Here is a 21905-nt window from a genome sequence, read left to right on the forward strand (position 1 = left end):
TTAACTCGCGCAACATGGCCGCGAGTCGGCGAAGCCGGACGGTCAGTGTCGTTCGCTTGCCTGCCATGAATCGCATTATTGCGCTGTGCGGCCGCGATGTCACGCGATCGGCGAAGACGGCGACGTAGGTACTGTCATGGTGTTCGGCGAGTCCGCGAGGCACGCCGGAAGCCCGTGCCGCACTGCCGATGTGACCCTCGGTTCTGTCAGGGCGGCTTTACTGCAGGAGTGATAACGCAATCTTGCGTTTCGTCTTCTGAACGAGCATGATCCAGTTAGCCTGGTTGCGAACAATCCGAACAGATGACCGGGACAACCGAATCGAGAGCCAATCATGTTGGTAGACAAATCTTGGGTGTCGGGTGAATTCGGGGCCTTGCGATGAGCGCGCCGGTGATGGGGATACTTCCGACCGCTCCGCAATTGTTGTGTGCATTTCAGGGGCGGCGATTTCAAGATCGCGAATTGTTGAGATCAGCGCACGCGCTCGCCGAACTGCACGAACGGCGGGGGCAGGTGCGTGACACGGCATTGATCGCCGAGATCGATTGCCGTCGAAGTGAACTCGTCGACGACATCAATGACTGGTGTGTCCAGGAGATCCCGTTGCATCGCCACGGCGCCTCGTTGCACACCGAAAGTCTCGGTGCGGTCGTCGACCGGATGGCACGTAGCTGGGTGGATGCCAACCAGGCCATCGACATCGATGGCGCGCGAAGCGACAACACCCACAAGCACTGGTACCACCTTGCCGAGCTTGTGGATGGCTACACGGATCTGGTCACCGATGTGGCAGGCGGGCGGCGGCGGCTGCCCGAGCAGTGAGGGGCTACGCCGGCTCCGGTGACAGCCTCGCCTCGAAGGCGATGCGGTCACCACGGTAGAGCGAGCGCACCCGTTCGATGGGTGCGCCGTCGGCGTCGACACTGCGCCGGTGCAGCAGCAACATGGGTAGTGCGGTGGTGCATTCGAGCAGGCCCGCCTCGCGCGGGGCGGCGAGTACGGTTTCGATGCGTTCGCGCGCACCGGCGAGTTCGACGCCGGTGGCGCGGATCGCGGCGTACAGCGAAGTGGTGGGGTCATAGGTGCCGCGCAGGGCGGCGAAGCGGTGCAGCGGTAAGTAGGTGCTCTCCAGTCCGACGCGTTCACCGTCGGCGAGTAGTACCCGCTCCAGGTGCATCACTTCGGTGCCCAGCTCCACCTCGAGGTCGGTGGCTGTCGCCGCGTCGGCGGCGACGTCTTCCCACGCGACCAGGATGCGGCCGGGGGTGCGGCCGAGGCTGATCGCGCCCTCGGTATAGGAGCGCAGTGACAGCGGCTGCGTGAGCTTGGGCCGGGAGATCACCGTTCCACGACCCTGGCGCCGAATCCTTCCCTCTACCAACAGCTCTCGCAGGGCCTGCCGCACGGTCTCGCGGGCGACGCCGAAGCGGGTGGCTAGGTCGCGTTCGGAGGGCACCGGGTCGCCCTCGGTGAGATCGGCCAGGAGCAGATCGATTTCGGTGCGAACCAGGAACACCTTCGGAACTCGGGTCGTCTGCGGCGAATCCATGCCACCAAGCCTACCCGGATTGGTCTATACCAAAAATTAACTTGCCGTTCTCACGGCCCACACCTATCGGTCTAGACCATTTGCCACTATCGGTGCCATGCGATTGGTCATCATCGGTGGAGGGATCCTCGGCACCGCACATGCCTGGGCGGCGACAGCCCGCGGACACGAGGTCAGCCACCTCGAACGTGAACGCGAAGCCCGTGGCGCGACGGTCCGCAACTTCGGCCTGGTCTGGGTATCGGGCCGGTCGGCGAACGAGCTCGAGCTGACACTGCGTTCGCGCGAGCTGTGGGAGGAGATCGGCGGCCGGGTCGCCGGCGTCGGCTTCCGGCCAGCTGGCTCGATCACGCTCGTGCGCACTCCCGCCGAACTCGCCGTCGCCGAGGCCGCGGCCGCCGGTGACACCGCCGATGCCCGCGGGTTCGCCCTGCTCGACCCCGACCAGGTGCGCGCGATCAACCCGGTCGTGCGCGGCAAATACCTCGCGGGCCTGCACTGCTCGACCGATGCCGCGGTGGAGTCGCGCCAAGCGCTGCCCGCGCTGCGCGCCCACATGGCCGCGACCGGTCGCTACACCTTCCACGAGGGCACCGAGGCCCGTTCGGTGCTCGACACCGGTTCCGGCGCGGTGGTGGTCGACGATCACGGTCGCCGCCACGAGGCCGACCTCGTCATCCACTGCCCCGGCGCCGCCCACTCGGGGCTCACTCGCGAGCTGGCGGGCGAACTGCCGGTCCGCCGCGTGCGGCTGCAGATGATGCAGACCGCCCCGCTGGGCGAAACCCTCACCACCGCGATCGCCGACGGTGACAGCTTCCGCTACTACCCGGGTTTCGCGGGCCCGCAAGTGGATTCGCTGGCCGCCGAGCAGTCCCAGACCGCCACCGCCGCCGAGCACAAGATGCAGCTGCTGTGCGTGCAGCGCCTGCACGGCGGCCTGACCATCGGCGACACCCACGAGTACGCCGAACCGTTCGCCTTCGACGTCGACGAAGCGCCCTACGACCACCTCACCGAGGTGACCGAGGAATTGCTCGGCCGCGCGCTGCCGCCGATCGTGCGGCGCTGGGCGGGCGTCTACAGCCAGAGCGTCGACCCCGGCGCCGTCGTCACCCGGGTGCGAGCCGATACCAACGTCTGGGTCGTCACCGGCCCCGGTGGTCGCGGTATGACGCTCGGCCCCGCCATCGGCGAACAAACCGCCGACCAGATCGGACTGTGAGGAACACCTATGTCGAACAACAAGATTCAGCTCGCCGCCCTCGACATGGCAGGTACTACCGTCGCCGACGGCGGACTGGTGCTGCGCGCCTTCGAGAGCGCCGCCACCACTGCCGGGATCGAGTCCGAGGGCCCGCGTCGTGAACAGGCTCGCCGCTACGTGCTCGACACCATGGGCCAGTCCAAGATCGAGGTGTTCCGCGCGCTGCTCGACGGCGACGAGGCCGCTGCCCACCATGCCAACCGTGCGTTCGAGGCCGCCTACGACGCCCTGGTCGACGAGGTCGATATCGCGCCGATTCCCGGTGCGGTGGCAGCGATCACCGCTCTGCGTGACGCCGGTGTCCGGGTCGCGCTGACCACCGGATTCAGCCGGGGCACACAGGACAAGCTCCTCGCCGCGCTGGGCTGGGCCGACCTGGTCGACCTCACCCTCGCGCCGTCCGATGCCGGACGCGGACGCCCGTACCCCGACATGGTGCTGGCCGCCGCGCTGCGCCTCGGTGTCGACGCCGTCGACCGGATCGCCGTTCTCGGTGACACCACCAGCGATATCGCCACCGGTCTCGCCGCAGGCGCGGGCATCGTCGCGGGCACCCTCACCGGCGCGCACACCGCCGATCAGTTGCGTGCCGCAGGCGCCACCCACGTCATCGACTCCGTCGCCGCGTTCCCGGCGCTGGTGCTCGCCCACTGAAGCTTGCCGTCGCGGTAATCGCCGCGGCGTCGCCCTCCGATCCACCCGTTCCTGCGATTCCCCCCGACATCTGAACGAAAGTTGCTGTAATCGTGCGTACTCCACTCACCGCGCGCCGCCTGTTCAAGGCCGCGCTGCTGCTGGCCGGCGTCACCGCCGTCGCGTTCACCGGCGCCTGCGGTGGCACCGGTACCGAATCCGCGGACGGCAAGACCGTCACCGTGTACTCCGCCGATGGTGTCGGTGGCTGGTACAAGTCCCAGTTCGACGCGTTCACCAAGGAGACCGGCATCGCGGTCAACCTGGTGGAGGCGGGTTCCGGCGAGGTGGTGAACCGGGTCGATAAGGAGCAGTCCAATCCGCAGGCCGACATCGTCGTCACCCTGCCGCCGTTCATCCAGAAGGCCAAGCAGTCGGGACTGCTGCAGCCCAGCGGCATCGACACCGCCGCTGTTCCGGCCGCGGCCAAGGACGCCGAGGGCAGCTACGTGACCCTGGCCGACAACTTCCTGTGCTTCATCGCCAACCCCGCGGTCGACGCCTCGGCGCTCACCTGGGAAGACCTGCTGAAGCCGGAGTACAAGGGCAAGCTGCAGTACTCCACCCCCGGCCAGGCCGGTGACGGCACCGCGGTACTGGTGCTGTTGCAGCAGCTGCGCGGCAAGCAGGGCGCCCTCGACTATCTGGCCGCGCTGCAGGCCAACAACGTCGGCCCGTCGTCCTCGACCGGCAAGCTGCAGGCCAAGGTCGACAAGGGCGAGCTGCTCATCGCCAACGGCGACGTGCAGATGAACCTGACCACCGTGAAGGAGAAGGGCTCCAAGTTCAACGTCTTCTTCCCGGCCGCCGGCGGCAAGCGGTCCACCGTGGCTGTCCCGTACATGATGGGTCTGGCCAAGGGCGCCCCGCACAAGGACGATGCCACCAAGCTGATGAGCTTCCTGATGGCCCCGGCCGCGCAGGCGAAGCTCGGCCCCGAGGCTTTCGCCGTGTCGCCCCGCACCGATGTGCCCGCCCCGGCCGATGGTGGTCCCGCCGCCGCGTTGACGGGTGTCGAGGTGGTTCCGGTCGACTGGAACAAGGTGCTCACCGAGCTGGACGCCGATGTCGCGGCGTACCAGAAGGCAACCGGCAGCTGAATGCGGCTGTGATCCAAGGGAGTTGACGATGTCCGACGGTGACCTCCAGATGAAATCCGCCACCTCGGTGGCGGCAACCAACGAACCCGCGATCGTGTTCGACCGGGTCGGGGTCAGCTACGGCAGGGGCCGCAAGGCCGCCGTCGCGCTGGCCGATTTCACCCTGCGCGTCGCCGTCGGCGAGACCGTCGCGCTCCTCGGCCCGAGTGGGTCGGGCAAGTCGACCGCGCTCAAGGCGCTGGCCGGTTTCGTCCGGCCCACCTCGGGCGCGGTCCGCCTGGCGGGCCGCGACGTCACCGATCTCTCACCCGCCAAGCGTGGGATCGGTGTCGTCGTCCAGTCTTACGCCCTGTTCCCGCACATGAACGTGCACAGCAATGTCGCGTTCGGCTTGAAATCGCATCGGGTGCCGCGTGCGGAGATCTCCACACGCGTCGCCGAAGCGCTCGACATGGTCGGCATGGCCGGCTACGCGCGGCGACTCCCGCGCGAATTGTCCGGCGGTCAGCAGCAGCGAGTGGCGATCGCCCGCGCGCTGGCCATCAAGCCCAGCGTGCTGCTGCTCGACGAGCCGCTCGCCGCGCTCGACGCGCAACTGCGCCATTCGATGCTCGGTGAGCTGCAGGCACTGCGAAAAGCATTGCCCGACACCGCGATGCTCTATGTGACCCACGATCAAGCCGAGGCGCTGGCGCTGGCGGACCGGATCGCGGTGATGCGCGATTCCCGGCTCGTCGACATCGACACCGCCGAAAACCTATGGCAGCGCCCACCCACCGATTTCACCGCCGCTTTCCTCGGCGGCGCGAACCTGGTGCCCTGCACGGTCGACCACGTCAGCGGCACCGCCGCCCTGGTCACCACAGGTACCAGGACGCTGCGGGCACAGGCGCCACAACCTGTTGTGGGACTGACGGATTGGGCCCCCGGCGACGACGCCCTGCTCTGCGTCCGCCCGCACACGATCACCCTCGGTAAGCCCGGCGAGCGGGACGCCCTGCGCGCCACCGTGCTCACCGCCGTCTGGCGTGGGGCGTCGACCCGCGTGGAACTGTCCGTCGACGGACTTCCCGGCGATATCGCCGCCGACGTGTCGGGTCACTTCACCACCGAAGTCGGATCCGTTGTCGGTGTGCGGTTGCCGGACCCGGCGGGCGTTCTGATTCCGCGCGCGATCGGTGAGAGTTCCACTGAGGTAAGCGGTTCAGGCAAGGAGAGCGCACTGTGAACGCGCGGGTTCCAGCCCTCAGCGGCTCTCTCGACACCAGGGAAGCGCTGCGGTGAGCGCCGCCCTTCTCGATCATCCGGAAGTGTCTGCGCCAGTGCAGGACTCCACATCACGCAGGTCGTGGTTGCCGATTCTGTGGACGCTGCCGCCCGTGCTGGTGGTGCTCGGAATCGCGGGTTATCCGATTCTGCGGGTGCTCACCGAATCGACGCAGACCCCGACCGGGCGTGGCACCGAGGTATGGACCTCGGTGCTCGGATCGGAGGCGTTCCGGGAAGCGTTGTGGCGCACCGTCTCCATCGCGGTCTGTGCCACCACGGGCTGTTTGGTGTTGGGTACGTGCCTGGCGGTTGTCCTCGCCTTCGTGCCGTTTCCCGGCTCCGGACTGGTCGGCCGACTGATCGACACGATCCTGACGCTGCCGTCGTTCCTGATCACCCTCGCGTTCACGTTCCTCTACGGCACAGCGGGCGCGGTGAATGCCCTGATCTCCGAATTGACCGGCGCCACCACACCGGTCATCGACTTCCTCACCACCCCGCTGGGCGTGATCCTGGCCGAGATCACCTACTTCACCCCCTTCGTGGTGCGTCCCGTTCTGGCCGCGTTCGCGCAGATGCCACGCGAACAGCTCGATGTGGCGGCGAGTCTCGGAGCTTCACCGTGGCGGGTGCTGCGTCAGGTGGTGCTGCCCGAAGCGTGGCCCGCGCTCGCGGCGGGCGGCAGCCTGGTGCTGCTGCTCACGCTCAACGAGTTCGGCATCGTGTTGTTCACCGGTGCGAAGGGCGTCATCACCCTGCCCGCGCTGATCTACACCCGCGGCATCGTCACCTTCGACCTGCCCGGCGCGGCGGTTCTGGCCTCGGTGCAGGTGTTGCTCTCGCTGAGCCTCTACCTCGTCTACCGGTTCGTGTTCGCCCGTTTCATCGCCCGCCCGATGGGGAACTGATCGTGCTCGTCTGGACTCCGCGCGGAAGAACGCTGGTACTCGGTGTTTTCGCGCTGGTCGTGGCGGTGGTCTTCGTCGCCCCGATCGCCACCGTGATCGCCGCGGCGTTGGCGGGCAGCTGGACCGGCCCGCTTCCCACCGACCTCGGCTTCAACAACATCGGCAACGCGCTCAGCGGCGAGCAGGCGGCCAGCCTCTCGGTGAGCCTGCAAACCGCCCTGCTCGCCGGCGCGATCTCCCTCGTCCTCGGCACCTGGGCAGCCCTCGCTTCGCGCGAAGCGCCCTCCTGGTTGCGCCGCCTGACCGACGCTGTTTTCCACCTCCCCGTTGCCGTCCCCTCGGTAGCGGTCGGTCTCGGCGTACTCATCGCTTTCAACGAACGCCCGCTACTGCTCGGGGGCACCAAGTGGATCGTCATCGTCGCCCACACGGTGCTGGTCCTGGCCTACGCCTTCAGCGCGGTCTCCGCCGCCCTCGACCGCCTCGATCCGGCTTACCGCCAGGCCGCCGAATCCCTCGGCGCCGGACCGGTCCGAGTCCTGTGCCAGATCACCCTGCCACTGCTGTTGCCCGCGCTCGGCGCCGCTGCGGGCTTGGCCGTCGCACTGTCGATGGGCGAACTCGGCGCCACGATCATGGTCTACCCCGCCACCTGGAAGACGTTGCCGGTCAGCATCTTCGCCCACACCGATCGCGGTGAAGTGTTCGACGCCGCGGCAGGCACCACCGTCCTCGTCGTGGTCACCTTGGTAGTGCTGGTCGTCCTCGGTCGAGTACGCGGTCGCGCGGCCCTGCGCTGATCGGGCCGGGCGGGCCCCTTCCGATCCGGACCGGCCTCGGATTCGTTCACAGCAGTGCCGCGGCATCGACCGCGGTGAGTCCGCCGTCGACTCGGAGATCGTGCCCGTTGACGAACGCGGCATCCGCTGACGCCAGGAAGGCGACGGCGGCCGCCACATCTTCGGAGGTGCCCACTCGGCCCGCAGGTGACAGCGCGGCGACTCCGGCCTTGGCGGCGTCGGAGAGTTCGGCGCGGAAGGCCGGGGTGTCGATGTAGCCGGGGCTGACCGAGTTCACCCGGATGCGGCGGGGCGCCAATTCGGCTGCGAGAGTGCGGGTCAGGTTGTGGACGGCGGCCTTGCTCGCGGAGTAGAGGGCAGCCCCGGGGATGCCCCGATGGAGCCCGAAGGACGCGTTGATGACGATCGCGGCATGGTCGGGAAGCAGCGGCAAGACCTTCTGGATGGTGAAGAAGGCGCCTTTGAGGTTGCTGCCGATCACCTCATCGAAGAGCGCGCCGGTGACCTGGTCGATCGGCTGGAACGAGCCGATGCCCGCGTTGGCGAACAGCAGGTCCACGTGTCCGAAACGATCGGACACCACCGCCGCGAGAGTGTCGAGATCGCCGAGATCGGTCGCGTCACCCGCGATTCCGTGCGCCTGACCACCGAGCTCGGCGACGGCCGCATCGAGACGTTTCTCGTCGCGCCCGGTAACCACGACGCGGGCCCCCTCCGCGATCAACCGATGCGCGGTAGCCAACCCCATCCCACTACTTCCGCCGGTGATCAGCGCGGTCTTGCCATCGAATCGAGAACCGTTGTGCGTCATGGAATCAGCGTGGCGGGTGGCCGAAGGGATAGGCAGTGCGCAGTTATCAGGGGTGTGTCACCACCAGTCGGGGGAGTTCGGCCAAACGGTCTGCCGTATCGGTGTTCGGTTTCGGGTTGTAGAGCACCAGCGACCAGTTCGGGTGGTCGGCGACGGTGAGCGTGGTGGCATCGAAGTAGAGATCACCGACTTCGGGGTGATGCAGCGCGTTCACCGCTTGGAGCGGCGCGCCGACATCGTGGTGTTCCCAGAGTTCGGCGAACTCGGGATCGGCAGCAGCGAGTTCGTGTGCGACACGCTGGAATTCGCTGTCGTGCGGAACCAGCGCCGCATCCGCGCGATAGGCGGCGACCACGCCGGGAGCGGATTCGGTCCACAGTTCGGGCAGTCCCCGGTACCGGGGACTGGTGAAGAACGTGACCAGACAATTGTGCGGTTCGCCGTCCACACAGCCGAACACGCGCCCCGCGAGCACGTTGAACGCCAAGATGTTCCAGTACCGATCACGCACGATGGCAGGCCCCCGCTCCCACCCGTCGACCACCGCCCGCACCTCCACACTCACCTCGGTCGCCGACCCGCCCGCGGGCGGCGGATTGAGCCCCGCGAGCAGATACAGATGCCGCCGCTCCGGCTCACTCAACCGCAACACCCCCGCCACCGCGTCGAGCACCTCACCCGACACCGTGATCTCCCGCCCCTGCTCGAGCCACGTGTACCAAGAGACCCCGACCCCCGACAGCTGCGCCACTTCTTCGCGGCGCAGACCGGGCGTGCGCCGACGTAAGCCCGGCAGTAGGCCCACATCACCCGGGGTGATCCTGGCGCGACGCGATTTCAGGAACGCACTGAGTTGGGCTCGGCGCTCGGTCCGCACCGAGCGCGTGTCGACCACTTCGCTCATCCCCCCATCGTCGCCGATAGCGATCCCGGTATCCAGGTGGTACTGATCGCTCGCGGCACCATCCCGGCAGTCGCCGAGCATCTGTCGGGCAATAGGCTGGGACGGTGAGTGGGGAAACGTCCGGGACGCCCGAGGCAGTCGACGGTGCGGGCAAACGGCGGCGGCGAGGCCGTCCGGCCCGGATCAGCAGGGAACTGATCACCTGTGCCGCCAGGGAACTCGCCCCGGAAGCGTTGACGATGCAGGCCGTCGCGGATGTGCTCGGCGTCGATCCCAAAGCCCTGAATTACCACGTGGGAGATCGAGAGGGTTTGCGCGAGCTGGTGGCGTTGGACGTCTTCGAAACCGAATTGGCCCGGGTCACGCTGCCGGTCGGCCGCGACTGGCAAGCGGTGGTCCGCTCGTATGCGATGGCGCTGCGTGACGCGGTCGTCCGGCTCGGCCCCCTGGCAACCTCCATCCGGCTGCCGGGCGACAACGGACTCGGCACGCTACGGCCCGTGGAGTGTGTGCTCCGTGCGCTTGTCGGTGCGGGCTTCTCGACCGATGATGCGGGTCGCGGACTCACCCTGATCACCGACACGGCCTTCTCCGCAGGTCTGAGCGCCGTGCGGTCGGCGAAGAACCCGGTGCATCCCGACGTGCCAGGGGTGATCAGCGCCTTGCAGGCCGCAGGCGAGGAGGAACTCCCTCTGCTGCGCGAAGTGGTCGCGGGTGGACCGGCCGGTGATCAGCTCGAGTTCGCGTTGACCGTGCTCCTGGTCGGCCTGGAACAGCTGCGAACTCGGTGAGCCCCGGCTTCCGAGTGTGATCGAGGGCTTCAGACCGGCCGGACGACGCCGCGCGGCATGATCAGCGGCAGATCGGTATAGGTGAGAATGCCCGGTGCGGCGGCGACCACCGCCGGGATCGCGTGCACGGGGGGCATGGCGGTCATGATGTGTCCGAGCACCATGAAGTCCGCGATGGTTTCGGCCTGGAAGTCCGGCGGCGGGAGGAAACCGACGGTCATGTTCACCGTGGGTCGTCCGTCGACCGTGATCTTCCAGCCGTCCCCGTCCAGCTTCCAATCCGGATCCAGGGTCTGCCCCTTACGCCAGCGGACATTGATGTCGATGACCGTCCGGTCCCCGATCCGGCCCTGCCAGCTCGCGTGCACACCGGCGACGCAGCCCTTCCGGATCGTCCATGACCCGAGGTCCAGATCCGCTGTGGTCTGGGCATATTCGGCCACGCACCGGACGTCGTCGAGTTCGAGCCCGAGGGCATCGGCGACCAAACGGACGGCCTCGGCGAAGATGGCCGTGCCCCGCGCGGCCATGCCCGCCAGCTTCGGGTCATCGATCGGCGTGCCGAAGCCCACCGGTCGCTCGGTGGCAGGGGAGTCGTAGAAGGTGGTGTCGGCGGACTCGGCGATGGTGACCTTGTCGATGCGGTCGCAGGCACTGCCCGCCACGATGGCGAGCAACTCGGCGAAGCCGGGGCTCACCCCGGAACCGAAGATGCTCGATCCGCCCTGGCGGCAAGCCTCGTCGATTTCCGCCCGATCAACGCCGAGATTGTGGCCGGTGATGAACGATGCCGTGGTCACGACGTTCACGCCCGCGGACAGGATGCGGACCACCTCGTCGACGTCGAACCACATCGGGTTGTAGACCACGCAATCAGGTTTCAGCGCCAGTAGCGCGTCGGCGTCATCGGTGGCCAGGATGCCGATCGGGTCACCACCGAGCAGCTCGCCGACGTCGCTGCCGATCTTGCTTCCCGCCCAGGCGAAACAACCCACCAGTTCGAACTCGGGATGCGCGGCAAGCGCCCGGGCGGAACTCTTCCCGACGTTGCCGGTCGTCCACTGGACAACCCGATACTTGGTCGATGACATCGGAACCTCATTCAGTGTTCAGCGCGCGCATTGTCCGGGCCCGGCCGATTGCCGCGCACCGAACCGCGAGGTAGGACGAATGCCGTTCTACCTCTTCATATGTCGCTGCTTGTAGAGCCCATACTCGCACTCTATGCATCCGTCACGCACGCTTTCGACAAACTTTTTTCCCGACCAGAGAATAATGCGGTGGGGTCGCCACAGCTGGCCCCACCGCACAGTGCGGCAGTCCACTGTCGATCAAGTGGTGCCCCCCACGACAACAACGTGAGGTGTCGGCTACCGCTCGATGCCGGGGAGCAGATTGGCACCGAGCGAGCTCGGCCTATACCTCCGATCTTCACCGTGGCCTGAGCCGAACGTCCACTCATGGCGATTACCGGACGGCTGGTCGCGTTAGCGCGCCATGAAGCTGTCGAGCTGACGTGCGCGCTCACGAACAGTGGCGCTCCATTCGCACTCGCCGCCGTCGCCCGACAACGAACTTGAACGAACCTGCGCGTCATGCATCCCGCCAGTTCCACGGTCGGCCGGAGCAGCCCAGGGCGTTGTGATGCCGGCCCGCTCGGCGATGACCAACAGTGTGGCGAGAGTGGGTCCCGTCCAGCTCGCAGTACTGACTCATCCGACCGCCTGCCTGCCGATCTCAGCGCACCGGGCGCCGACGTCCGGTGATTCGGCACCGACAGCAGGGCGGCTGTTAGCCTCGGATCATGACGGGGTGGAGTTTCGATCTATGGTGCGCCAACGTAGCTTTCAGCAGCTCAGGGCGTGTGCGATGAATAGCAACGATGCGCGCTGGCGTTACGTTCGCGAGATCTTGGACCGCGGGCGCAAATCAACCGGGCACTTCGGGATCGCCTCGGTGGACAGCGATGGCATGCCGAATATCACGCCGGTGGGTACGGTCTTCTTCCGCGATGATTGCACCGGTTTCTACTTCGACCAGTACACGTCGGCCCTGGCCCGAAATCTCGATACCAACCCGCACCTGTGTCTGATATCAGTCGATCGCGGATCGTTGTTCTGGTTCCGTTCGCTACTACGCGGCCGCTTCATCGGCGCGCCTGGGGTCCGGCTGTACGGAACAGCAGGGGCTCGCCGTCTCGCGTCCGAGGCAGAGCTGGAACAAGTCCGACGCCGGGTTCGCCCGATGCGGTTACTCGAGGGGGGCAGGCTGCTGTGGTCGGACTTCACCCACGTGCGCGACATCGACTTCAGCAGCGCGCGCCTCGTGCGCTACCCGGTGATGATGTCGCACCTGTGCCAAGAGGAGTCAGTGTCATTCATTGATCGCGGCGACGCACCAGGGTCTGCGACACAACCACCTCCGACACGCTACAAACGAATCGCAACGACGTGAGACGCCGTCTCAGGACCTGCCTCGCGCCACAACTCCCAGCCCGTTGACGAACGTGTCGAAATCGGGTCGGTACGTGTCCCGATCGGCGGCCGGGGCCTGGGCGGACATCATGATCGGGTAACTCATTTCGCCTACATCGTAAGCAAATCCGAGGAAGTCCTTGTAGAGTTCTCCCTCCGAGGTCGGCGAAATCCCGGTGGTCCGGTGGGCGTCCAGACCGCACACCGAGGTGGTCTCGGATCCCAACTCTCGCCATCCGTCGTCCAGACGGACACCTATGACGGACGAGGTCCCGCGAAGGGGGAGTACCCGGAGGGTGACGGTCGCATTGCCCTTACCCAGGCCGATACGTAGTACCGAATCGCCACCTTCTGCCGGCGTCTGGAATTTTGAATAGCCGCCGCCTCACCCATGCCCGACCCGGCCCCGAATTCGCCCGGTTGTGTACCGATCTGGCCTCCCTGTATCTCACCGAAATGGCGCCCATCCGCCCCGACGTGATCTGCACCGAGGCCCTCCCGCTGCGCGGGCATGACGGTGTCCTGCGGCTGTTCAAAGGCAGTCTGCAGCTATTTCATACCGGTGCCCACCTGCGCCGACATCACGACCGCCGGATTCCAGGCGGGGTGATGATCTCGGTGAACGGACCCGGCCACACGCCAATTCGCCTGTCACCCAAGGTTTGTGCGCGGACCCGACCGAATCCGCTCCGGTCGTCCGTCGCCTGGCCGCTCGCTCGATCGGCGCCGGCGGACTCGGCGACGACCGCGCAGTGAGTACTATCTGGCATCGCGACTCCCGACCTGCCGAACGTGACATCGCGCGGTGGTTCTCCGCGGCCTACCACCTCGACGTCCTTGTCGAATCCGAGGTAGTAACCGACCCCGGCCTACGTACCGGCCCCTGCCCGGCCCACCAGCAATGGTCCTGGCTACATCTGGACTACATCGACGACCACGAGACCACTCCCGCCGACCGCACCCACGGATGGTTCCACGGGACTCTCATCCACGAACGCGACCTACACCACAACCCTTGGCCGCCAGTCGTTCCCATCGACGCGCCGGACTTCAACTGCTGACGTTGCCACTGCCGCGAACTCGTACTCACGCTCTAGGCGAACCGTGTAGTGAGCTCGGTCGCGATCTCGTAGTGGCGCACGAGGAACGAGCGTTCGTCGAGCTTCTTGCGTCGCAGCCAGCTGGTCACTTCCGCGTTGCACTTGCTGGCGTTGCACGACCCACACGCGGGCACGACGTTGCCGAGCGTGTAGCGACCGCCACGCGAGATGGCCTGCACGCAGTCCTTCTGTAGCGAGGTAGCGGGGGAGCGACAGTACGCACACCCGTCCCACGACGCCTTGAGTGCGTCCCACTGCGCATCGGTGAGGTCGTGGATGACCTGCGCCATCCGCTTCTTGCGCTTGCGCGCGGCACGAACCTGTTTGCTACCGCCAGTCGGCACGAAAGGTGACAATACGCGTCGCGATGGTCGAAGTGAGCACCCTGGGCAACGAAACGTCTGGATTCTCGAGCCGAGGTCAGCGATGAATGTGCCGATATCGAGTAGTCCATACAGGTATGGATATCAACTCGTTGTTCTTCGGTCTGGCCGTGACCGATTTCGCGGCGGCAGACAGTTGGTACAGCCGCTTGTTCGGGCGTGCGGCCGACTTCGTGGTGGTGCCGGGAGTCGAGGCGATGTGGCAGCTGAGCGACACCGCCTTCCTTTACATCGTGGTCGATCCCGAGCACGCCGGTCAGGCTCTGGTGAACATCGCCGTGTCCGACCTGAACGACGCCGTTGCCGAAATCGCCTCGCGAGATCTCGATCCCGGACCGTTCATCCTCGTCGGGCCCGGTGGCGCGGCGGGCAGGAAAGCACCCTTCACCGATCCGGACGGCAACTCGATCTCTATCATCGAAATTGCAGCAGTTCATCGATGACATCAGGTCTGCTGTAGGAATGCACCGGTCGAACCGGCCATCCGGCAGGTCCGAAATCAACGGCGCGACTTGATCGCTCGTTGGCGAGGCCGATTGTCCACCTGTGGTCACCGATCCGGAGGGTCGGTATCGTGGGTTGGCGCTCGGCAGTAGAGGACCGAGCACAAGCCCCGGGTTCGAACAGGCTTCGCCCGCAATCGTTCAGGAGCTCCGACCCGTATGCGTAGCGATATCTTCCACGCGAACAATATGGCCCAGCAGGCCACTCAGCTCGGCCTCACGTTGCAGCACTCGAAGTGTGTGAAGGCGTGTGTCAACGGCGAGGTATATGCCCGCCAGGGCGCCATGATCGGCTACCGCGGGCAGTTCGCGTTCGAGGTCAAGAGTCAGGGTCTGGGCAACCTGGTCAAGCGGTTCGCAACGGGGGAGGGGGTGCCGTTGATGAGCTGCCGTGGGCAGGGCGAGGTCTGGTTCGCCCACCATGCCTCGGATTGCTTCCTGATCGACCTCGATCCCGGGGATTCGCTCTCGATCAACGGCAAACACATCCTCGTCTACGAGCCCACCCTCGGCTACGACATCCAGATGGTCTCCGGCGCCGGTGCTTTCGTCGGCGGCGGTTTGTTCAACTGCGTGTTCCAGGGGCAGGGTCGGCTGGCGATCACGAGCCACGGTCAGCCGATCGTCGTGCCCGTCAGCCACCAGCAACCGGTGTTCGCCGATTCCGATGCCCTGATCGGCTGGTCCTCGGGCCTGCAGACCTCCATCGTGCGCACCCAGAGTTTCGGATCGATGCTGCGCGGCGGGTCGGGTGAGGTAGCGCAGGTGCGATTCGTCGGCGAGGGGTTCGTCATTCTCCAACCCTCGGAATTCAACTTCGGGCCGACAAGCTCGAAGTAGCCACACCGTGCAGAATCTTGATCATCAGCCGCAGCCGCGGCTCGAACTCGGGCAGGCCGCTGCTGTAGAACTGCACGCCCGCACCGGCCCCGCGTTGGTGACCAGCAGGTCAGGGGCACACGGTACCGATACTGACTCCCGCCGCCGCGATTCGATTGGTCGAGGTCTCGGTGATCCCGCGCTCTCCGAACAGGTTCGCCGCGGCGTCGAGGATCTGGTTCCGCGTCGCCTTGGCTCGATCCTGCGTGGGCAGACGGCGACTACGAGGGGGCGGAGGCACGCTCTTGATCCTTACGTTCACAACACTGAGCCGCAGCACAGCGTCTGCGTTATCTCGCCGAGCCCGCCCGCTTCCGGGTTCGTCACCTCGGCTGAACGAACACCGAGGCCTGGTCGTCCAGCAGGCGGCGGATTTCCTCGTCCGGATACGGGGTGCTTCGGCTCGCCTGCTGGAACGCACGCATGAATCCGGACATCGCCGTGGCGACCGGCGCATGCCGAGTGAGGAGCGCGGCGGCTCCCTCGGGGATGCCATGGGGAGGCTTGCCCTCGGCGATGGCACGCACCATCGTGGCGCGTGTCTCCCGGTCTTCCCGTCGGAGCCCGTACAGGGCGGTGAGCAGCCAGTTCGTCAGGTAGGTGGCGGTGAAACCGTGGTCATAGCTCTGGTTCTGGTCGAAGAACGCGGCTTCCTGCGGTGAGAGGTCGAACCCGGAGGAGAGCGCGAGGCCGTAGTCGGCGAGGTAGAGGCGTCTACCGTCGGTCAGGATGTTCTGGAAGTGCGCGTCCAGGTGCAGGAGCCCACGGCTGTTCATGAACGCGGTGCCCGCGGCCAGTTCCCGCTCCACCATGGCGCAGGCGTGGTCGGTGGTCTCGTCGCCCGCCTCGATCTGGGCGTTCAGCCAGTCGTGCAGGGTGGTCGGGATGTACTCCAGGAACAGCGCGATGCTCGCCGAAGAGTCACGCAGGGCCTCGATCCGGTGGCGTACCTCGGGTCGGTCGTCCCAGTAGGCGACGGTGCGATCGATGTCGGCGAGCTCGGCAGGCAGCGGCGTCGTGTCCGGGAGCACCCGCCAGTGGTACATCAGCGGGAAGCCCTCGTGTTCGGCGGCGAGCACCCAATTCGTCGTCATGGTGTGCACGGCAAGCTCGCGCCAGGCTCCGAAGCCCGCTCCGCCGATGAGGCCGACGCCGTAGTGATAGAACAGCGGCACATCGAACAGGTTCGCCGTGGACCGGACGTGTTCCGGCTGCCGTTCCAGGTCGGAGAGGGGCACTCGCTTCACGAAAACCGGAGTTCCCGCGATCTCGAGTAGCGCTGATTTTCCGCCGATACCGGCACCGATCGGCTCGGCCGCATCCACGAGCTCGCGCAACGCATGATCGCTGTGCAGTGCCAGAGCGGTGGAGACGGCGCCGTGAACGCGCAGGCGCTTCGGGAGCGACATGTCACGGGTCGCCGCCGCGTCGCGGGACATCGCCTCGCTGCCGCGCATCACCACGATCAACCCTCCCCGTCGCACTCGCGATCAACAGTCAGCCTATCGCGATCATCGACCTGTCGAACGTCCGGAAAAGCCGCTGTTCGGAGATCCGTAAATCCAGGCGCGGTGGGGCTGAGCAGGTACTCCGAGTCGATGTCCGAGCTGCGCGCCAGTGGCGCGTAAGGGCGGTGCAAGAAGCCGCAGTAAGAGTCGATGACATGACGTGGCACAACGGCCGACAGGCCGAGAGAAAGACCATGCTGGTTACCGGCGCCAACGCGGGCATCGGGTACTTCACCGCCGAGCAACTCGCGGCGACCGGTGCCACCGTGGTGCTGGGCTGCCGTGACACCGCCAAGGGCGAGCTCGCAGTGCGGGCGATCCGTGCACGGGTTCCGGATGCTCGATTGCGGTGCGTGCGTATGGATCTGGCGGATCTGTCCGCACTGCCTGCGACAGTGGACGCCCTCGACGTCGACAGCCTGGACGCGGTCGTGCTCAATGCCGGGGCCTATCTGTCTGGTCCCGAACGCCGCATCAGCGCTCAGGGGCACGAATTGATGTTCGCGACAAACCATCTCGGGCACTTCGCGCTGGTCGCACATCTGATGCCGATACTGACCGCGACAGCGAACAGTCGGGTGATCACGGTGGGCAGCTTCGCCGCACGGTCGGAGCGACTCGATCTCGGTGATCTGCAATCCGAGCGGAACTATCAGCCCAAGCGCAGCTACGGACGATCGAAGCTGGCCCAAATGCTGTTCGGCTTCGAGCTGGATCGCCGTCTGCGCGCGCACGGTGCCGACGCCGCCAGCATTGTCGTCCATCCCGGCGGTGCCTTGGACTCACTGACCCCGTCGCGGCCACCGCTGTTCGTCCGCACCACCGCCCAGCGCCTGCGCGGACTCCCCGCAGGCATCGCGCTGCACGGCAAACACACGGCCGCCACGACCGTTGTCCGAACCGTTCTGGACGACGGGATAACCGGCGGGCAACTGTGGGGGCCAAGGGTCTTCGGTCTCCGTGGCCGACCCCATCGGGAAACGCCGCATGCGCATATGGCCGACCTCGATACCGCCGCCGAACTGTGGACCGCTAGTTGCGCACTCGCAGCCGTCGACCCGCTCGTACGTCCGTGCCTACATTGATCGGCCCTGCGTTCTGTCCGCAGCGATGGGGCGGCGGTTGACGGGTTGTGTCGGTGGACGGGCTTACGCTGGCCTTGTGTCGGTACTCCCTCTGATCTTCACCGCGGGCTGGGCCAGCGGGATCAACGCGTACGCGGTGGTGTTTCTGCTGGGGTTGTTCGGGCGGATCGGGTGGGCCGGTGACGTGCCGCCGGGGTTGCAGCGCACCGATGTGCTCGTTGCCGCCGGTGTGCTGTTCGTGATCGAGGCGGTGGCGGACAAGATTCCGTACCTCGACTCGTTCTGGGATGCGGTGCATACCGTGGTTCGGCCTGCTTCGGGCGCGATCGTCTCGGCTCTGATCGCGGGGCAGGACGATTCGCTACCCACTATGTTCGCGGCGGCGGTCGGTGGTACCACCGCCTTGCTCAGTCACATCGTCAAAGCAGGCACCCGGATGGCGATCAATACGTCTCCGGAACCGGTGACCAATGTCGTGATGAGCACCGCCGAAGACTTCACGGTCGGCGGTGTCGTGACCCTGGCGGTGTTCTTCCCGGTGCTGGCCGCGGTGATCGCTGCCGTCCTGCTGGTAATCGGTCTCTCGGTGGTGTACTTGTGCGCCAGCCGAATCAGCCGCTACCTCCGACGCAGACGAGAACGCCGAGCCGCGCGAAACAGCGGCGTCGACTCGGCCCTCGAATAGCGCGGCGACACTCACCGCACCTGCGGCGCCACTTTCGTGCCGAGCAGGTCGATGCTGTGCAGCACCTGCTCGGGCGGCAGGGTCCCCACGCTGGTGTGCAGCATGAAGCGATCGAGGCCGAGGGTGTCGCGGACCTCGGCGATCTTGCTCGCCACATAGTCGGGGGTGCCGACGAACAGCGAACCGTTCTGCGAGCGCAGGACGTCGAACTGCGCACGTGTCATCGGACCCCAGCCGCGCTCGCGGCCGATGGTCGACATGGCCAGTGCGTAGGGCTCGTAGAACTGCGCGACGGCCTGCGCGTCGGTATCGGCGACATAACCGTGCGCGTGCACCGCCACCGGTTGCTTCTCGTGTCCGCCCTCAGCGAGCGCGCGGTGATACAGCTCGACCAGCGGCTTGAACCGTGCGGGCTCACCGCCGATGATCGCGATGGCGAGAGGCAGTCCGAGCAGTCCGGCGCGAATCACCGACTCGGGACTGCCGCCGACCGCGATCCATACCGGCAGGGGGCGATCGTCGGTGCGCGGATACACCGTCGCGTCGTGCAGCGGCGCCCGGAATCGGCCCGTCCAGGTGACGGGGCCTTCCTCGCGCACGCGCAGCAGCAGGGCCAGCTTCTCCTCGAACAGTGCGTCGTAGTCGGCCAGGTCGTATCCGAACAACGGGAACGACTCCGTGAAAGATCCGCGCCCCGCCATCAGCTCCGCGCGCCCGTTCGACAGCCCGTCCAGCGTCGCGAAGTCCTGGTACACGCGCACCGGATCATCGGAGCTGAGCACGGTGACGGCGCTGGTCAACTGGATGCGCTCGGTCCGGGCGGCAGCGGCGGCCAAGACGACGGCGGGGGAGGACGCGGCGAAATCCCGGCGATGATGCTCGCCCACGCCGTACACATCGAGTCCGGCGGCCTCGGTCGCCACAGCCTCGTCGACCACCTGACGCAGCCGCTCGGCGGCGGTCGGCGCGGGCCGGTCGGCGGTGGGGTACAGCTCGGCGAAGGTGGTGAGCCCCAGTTCCATGTGAACCCTCTCTTCGGGATGCGGTCCTCTTGTAAACGGACCGTAGTCCGATAACATTCCTCACCGAATTATGGATGAATGCGGATTATCTATGACGAAACTATAGTGAGCGGTATGACCGCCCTGGCGACCACGCGCACCGAACCCGACCTGTCCTTCCTGCTCGACCGCACCAGTCACGTCCTGCGCACGCAGATGGCGGCGGCGCTGGTCGAAATCGGGCTGACGGCCCGCATGCACTGTGTGCTGGTCCATGCGCTGGAAGCCGAACGCACGCAGGCTCAGCTGGCCGAGCTCGGCGACATGGACAAGACGACCATGGTGGTCACCGTCGACGCGCTGGAAAAGGCCGGTCTGGCCGAACGTAAACCGTCGAGCACCGACCGCCGCGCTCGCATCATCTCCGTGACGCCCGCGGGTGCGGAGCTCGCCGCGCGCAGCACCGAAATCGTCGACGGCGTCCACCGGGGCGCGCTCGGTTCGCTGCCGAAGGCTGAGCGTGAATCCCTGGTGCGGGCATTGAATCACCTGGTGGAGGGGCATTTGTCGGCGGCGGTCGAGGCTGCGCCCGCGCGCCGCGCCAGGCAATAGTCCGTTATAGATTGTCTATTACGAAACTATCTAGTACGGTCTCTCTTGTTCGCTTCCAGCAGGAGATGACCCATGACAAAGTCCCAGCGCACCGCCCTCGCGGTGCTGTCGGCCGCGATGCTGATGACCATCCTCGACGGCAGCATCGTCACCGTCGCCATGCCGGCGATCCAGGAGGACCTCGGCTTCTCGCCCGCGGGTTTGAGCTGGACCGTGAACTCCTACCTGATCGCCTTCGGCGGTCTGCTCCTGCTGGCCGGGCGCCTCGGTGACCTGATCGGCCGCAAGACGATGTTCGTCACCGGCACTGTCGTCTTCACCGCCGCGTCGGTGCTGGCGGGCGTGGCGACCACTCCCGCCGTGCTGATCGCGGCCCGATTCCTGCAGGGCGTCGGCAGCGCGATCGCCGCCTCGGTGGTGCTCGGCATCCTGGTGACGATCTTCACCGAGCCGCGCCAACGGGCAACGGCCATCGGTGTTTTCAGCTTCACCGGTGCTGCGGGCGCCTCGATCGGCCAGGTGCTCGGTGGTGTGCTCACCGATGCGCTGAACTGGCACTGGATCTTCCTGATCAATGTGCCGATCGGCGCGCTGACGGTGCTGGTGGCAGTGAAGGCACTGCCCACCGACCGTGGTCTCGGCTGGTCCGCCGGTGCCGATGTGCTCGGCGCCGCCCTGGTCACCGCCGGTCTGATGCTCGGCATCTACACCGTCGTCGAGGTCGAACGCTACGGCTGGGTCTCGGCCCACACCCTCGGCCTTGGCGCGCTGGCCGCCGCACTGCTCGCCGCTTTCGTCGTCCGTCAGGCCACCGCGGTCAACCCGCTGCTGCCGCTGCGAATCTTCCGCTCCCGCAAGGTCTCCGGCGCCAATGTGGTCCAGATGCTCACCCTGGCAGCCATGTTCGCCTTCCAGATCATCGTGGCGCTCTACCTGCAGAAGGTATTGGGCTACAACGCATTGCAGACCGGCCTTGCCATGCTGCCCGCCGCCGTCGCCATCGGCGGGGTGTCACTGTTCGCCTCTGCCCGACTGATCACCCGCTTCGGCGAGCGGACCGTGCTCATCGCCGGTCTGGTGCTGCTGCTGGCCGGGATGTCGTGGCTGACTCGGCTGCCCGTCGATGCCGGTTACCTCACCGACGTGCTGCCGGTGATGGTGGCCGTCGCCGGTGGCGGGCTGGTGTTGCCCGCACTCACCGCGCTGGGGATGTCGGGCGCCGAAGCCGACGACGCGGGCCTGGCCTCGGGATTGTTCAACACCACACAGCAGGTCGGCATGGCGATCGGTGTCGCGGTGCTGTCCACCCTGGCCGCCGCGCGGACCGGCGCCGAACTGGTGGTCGGCGCCTCCGATGCCGTGGCCCTGACCAGCGGTTACCGGCTGGCGTTCACGGTCGCGGCCGGTCTGCTCGCCGCCGCGCTCGTCATCAGCGCCACCGTCCTGCGCAAGCGGGACAGCGCCGAAGCGAAGCCGGTCGCCGAGGCCGTGCCCGCCTTCTGAGGTGACGAATCGCCGGGAACCACCCCTGCGGTTCACCCCCCGGGTGGATGTCCGCCCGGGGGGTTCGGTGGTGTCCT

The 21905-nt window shown here is 66.7% G+C and carries 24 protein-coding genes; 16 read left to right on the top strand and 8 right to left on the bottom strand.

The annotated features are described in order from the left end of the window. Nucleotides 1–465 precede the first annotated feature (465 nt). Complete coding sequence (locus NS1_RS30300) at nucleotides 466–825, top strand: DUF4254 domain-containing protein (protein WP_056811727.1); 360 nt, start codon at nucleotides 466–468, stop codon at nucleotides 823–825. Between the two features lie 4 nt (nucleotides 826–829). On the opposite strand, the gene NS1_RS30305 is transcribed toward NS1_RS30300, so the two are convergent. Beyond that, entirely contained in the window at nucleotides 830–1552 is a 723-nt protein-coding gene (locus NS1_RS30305; RefSeq protein WP_056811724.1) for a GntR family transcriptional regulator, read from the bottom strand. Between the two features lie 97 nt (nucleotides 1553–1649). Between NS1_RS30305 and NS1_RS30310 the strand changes: the two genes are divergently transcribed. The 6 genes from NS1_RS30310 (at nucleotide 1650) to NS1_RS30335 (ending at nucleotide 7589) form a co-directional block, all read left to right on the top strand. Next, nucleotides 1650–2777 (top strand): TIGR03364 family FAD-dependent oxidoreductase, encoded by a 1128-nt coding sequence (locus NS1_RS30310; protein ID WP_062990013.1) that lies wholly within the window; start codon nucleotides 1650–1652, stop codon nucleotides 2775–2777. Nucleotides 2778–2786: 9 nt separating this feature from the next. After that, complete coding sequence (locus tag NS1_RS30315; RefSeq protein WP_062990015.1) at nucleotides 2787–3473, top strand: phosphonatase-like hydrolase; 687 nt, start codon at nucleotides 2787–2789, stop codon at nucleotides 3471–3473. 92 nt (nucleotides 3474–3565) lie between these two features. Continuing rightward, a complete protein-coding gene (locus NS1_RS30320; RefSeq protein WP_062990017.1) occupies nucleotides 3566–4612 on the top strand; it encodes a 2-aminoethylphosphonate ABC transporter substrate-binding protein in 1047 nt (348 codons plus the stop codon). Nucleotides 4613–4640: 28 nt separating this feature from the next. Beyond that, a complete protein-coding gene (locus NS1_RS30325) occupies nucleotides 4641–5840 on the top strand; it encodes an ABC transporter ATP-binding protein (RefSeq protein WP_062990019.1) in 1200 nt (399 codons plus the stop codon). A gap of 52 nt (nucleotides 5841–5892) precedes the next feature. Next, nucleotides 5893–6789 carry a 2-aminoethylphosphonate ABC transporter permease subunit gene (locus NS1_RS30330; protein WP_062990021.1) on the top strand — a complete coding sequence of 299 codons (897 nt, stop codon included), beginning with the start codon at nucleotides 5893–5895 and terminating at the stop codon, nucleotides 6787–6789. A 2-nt stretch (nucleotides 6790–6791) separates the two neighbouring features. Further along, nucleotides 6792–7589 carry an ABC transporter permease gene (locus NS1_RS30335; protein ID WP_062990022.1) on the top strand — a complete coding sequence of 266 codons (798 nt, stop codon included), beginning with the start codon at nucleotides 6792–6794 and terminating at the stop codon, nucleotides 7587–7589. A 46-nt stretch (nucleotides 7590–7635) separates the two neighbouring features. Here NS1_RS30335 and NS1_RS30340 read toward each other — a convergent pair whose 3' ends face one another. Then, entirely contained in the window at nucleotides 7636–8400 is a 765-nt protein-coding gene (locus NS1_RS30340; protein ID WP_062990023.1) for a glucose 1-dehydrogenase, read from the bottom strand. 46 nt (nucleotides 8401–8446) lie between these two features. Continuing rightward, complete coding sequence (locus NS1_RS30345) at nucleotides 8447–9304, bottom strand: helix-turn-helix transcriptional regulator (RefSeq protein WP_062990107.1); 858 nt, start codon at nucleotides 9302–9304, stop codon at nucleotides 8447–8449. A gap of 104 nt (nucleotides 9305–9408) precedes the next feature. Here NS1_RS30345 and NS1_RS30350 point away from each other — a divergent pair, with 104 nt between their 5' ends. Then, nucleotides 9409–10095 (top strand): TetR/AcrR family transcriptional regulator, encoded by a 687-nt coding sequence (locus NS1_RS30350; RefSeq protein ID WP_063816318.1) that lies wholly within the window; start codon nucleotides 9409–9411, stop codon nucleotides 10093–10095. Between the two features lie 29 nt (nucleotides 10096–10124). Here NS1_RS30350 and NS1_RS30355 read toward each other — a convergent pair whose 3' ends face one another. Beyond that, nucleotides 10125–11186, bottom strand: coding sequence for an NAD(P)H-dependent amine dehydrogenase family protein (locus NS1_RS30355; RefSeq protein WP_062990025.1), 1062 nt, complete (start codon nucleotides 11184–11186; stop codon nucleotides 10125–10127). A gap of 778 nt (nucleotides 11187–11964) precedes the next feature. Between NS1_RS30355 and NS1_RS30360 the strand changes: the two genes are divergently transcribed. Then, nucleotides 11965–12549 (top strand): pyridoxamine 5'-phosphate oxidase family protein, encoded by a 585-nt coding sequence (locus NS1_RS30360; RefSeq protein WP_084504665.1) that lies wholly within the window; start codon nucleotides 11965–11967, stop codon nucleotides 12547–12549. Nucleotides 12550–13321: 772 nt separating this feature from the next. After that, a complete protein-coding gene (locus NS1_RS30375; protein ID WP_062990028.1) occupies nucleotides 13322–13630 on the top strand; it encodes a hypothetical protein in 309 nt (102 codons plus the stop codon). Nucleotides 13631–13662: 32 nt separating this feature from the next. On the opposite strand, the gene NS1_RS30380 is transcribed toward NS1_RS30375, so the two are convergent. Beyond that, on the bottom strand, nucleotides 13663–14013 hold the full coding sequence (locus tag NS1_RS30380; protein WP_255284756.1) for an HNH endonuclease: 351 nt from the start codon (nucleotides 14011–14013) through the stop codon (nucleotides 13663–13665). 149 nt (nucleotides 14014–14162) lie between these two features. Between NS1_RS30380 and NS1_RS30385 the strand changes: the two genes are divergently transcribed. Together NS1_RS30385 and NS1_RS30390 are read left to right on the top strand one after the other, a co-directional pair. Continuing rightward, a complete protein-coding gene (locus tag NS1_RS30385; RefSeq protein ID WP_157125478.1) occupies nucleotides 14163–14495 on the top strand; it encodes a VOC family protein in 333 nt (110 codons plus the stop codon). 219 nt (nucleotides 14496–14714) lie between these two features. Continuing rightward, nucleotides 14715–15395, top strand: a complete 681-nt coding sequence (locus NS1_RS30390; RefSeq protein WP_056811677.1) for an AIM24 family protein — start codon at nucleotides 14715–14717, stop codon at nucleotides 15393–15395. A gap of 109 nt (nucleotides 15396–15504) precedes the next feature. Here NS1_RS30390 and NS1_RS39485 read toward each other — a convergent pair whose 3' ends face one another. Further along, complete coding sequence (locus NS1_RS39485; protein WP_084504666.1) at nucleotides 15505–15675, bottom strand: TetR family transcriptional regulator; 171 nt, start codon at nucleotides 15673–15675, stop codon at nucleotides 15505–15507. Nucleotides 15676–15757: 82 nt separating this feature from the next. Next, nucleotides 15758–16891: a protein kinase family protein gene (locus NS1_RS30395; RefSeq protein ID WP_255284759.1), complete on the bottom strand. Its 1134-nt coding sequence runs from the start codon at nucleotides 16889–16891 to the stop codon at nucleotides 15758–15760. A 206-nt stretch (nucleotides 16892–17097) separates the two neighbouring features. On the opposite strand from NS1_RS30395, the gene NS1_RS30400 reads away from it, so the two are divergent. Both NS1_RS30400 and NS1_RS30405 read left to right on the top strand, forming a co-directional pair. Further along, the gene (locus tag NS1_RS30400) at nucleotides 17098–18027 is read left to right on the top strand and encodes an SDR family NAD(P)-dependent oxidoreductase (protein WP_062990032.1); all 930 of its coding nucleotides are present in this window, start codon (nucleotides 17098–17100) and stop codon (nucleotides 18025–18027) included. Between the two features lie 76 nt (nucleotides 18028–18103). After that, nucleotides 18104–18712, top strand: coding sequence for a DUF4126 domain-containing protein (locus NS1_RS30405; protein WP_062990034.1), 609 nt, complete (start codon nucleotides 18104–18106; stop codon nucleotides 18710–18712). Nucleotides 18713–18723: 11 nt separating this feature from the next. Here the strand turns inward: NS1_RS30405 and NS1_RS30410 are convergent, their stop codons facing one another. After that, nucleotides 18724–19734 carry an LLM class flavin-dependent oxidoreductase gene (locus NS1_RS30410; protein ID WP_062990036.1) on the bottom strand — a complete coding sequence of 337 codons (1011 nt, stop codon included), beginning with the start codon at nucleotides 19732–19734 and terminating at the stop codon, nucleotides 18724–18726. Between the two features lie 114 nt (nucleotides 19735–19848). Between NS1_RS30410 and NS1_RS30415 the strand changes: the two genes are divergently transcribed. Continuing rightward, nucleotides 19849–20325 carry a MarR family winged helix-turn-helix transcriptional regulator gene (locus NS1_RS30415; RefSeq protein ID WP_062990038.1) on the top strand — a complete coding sequence of 159 codons (477 nt, stop codon included), beginning with the start codon at nucleotides 19849–19851 and terminating at the stop codon, nucleotides 20323–20325. A gap of 72 nt (nucleotides 20326–20397) precedes the next feature. Continuing rightward, entirely contained in the window at nucleotides 20398–21828 is a 1431-nt protein-coding gene (locus tag NS1_RS30420; protein WP_062990040.1) for a DHA2 family efflux MFS transporter permease subunit, read from the top strand. Nucleotides 21829–21905: the final 77 nt, after the last annotated feature.

Origin of the sequence: Nocardia salmonicida NBRC 13393 (assembly GCF_001613085.1) — a bacterium.
GTDB lineage: Bacteria > Actinomycetota > Actinomycetes > Mycobacteriales > Mycobacteriaceae > Nocardia > Nocardia salmonicida.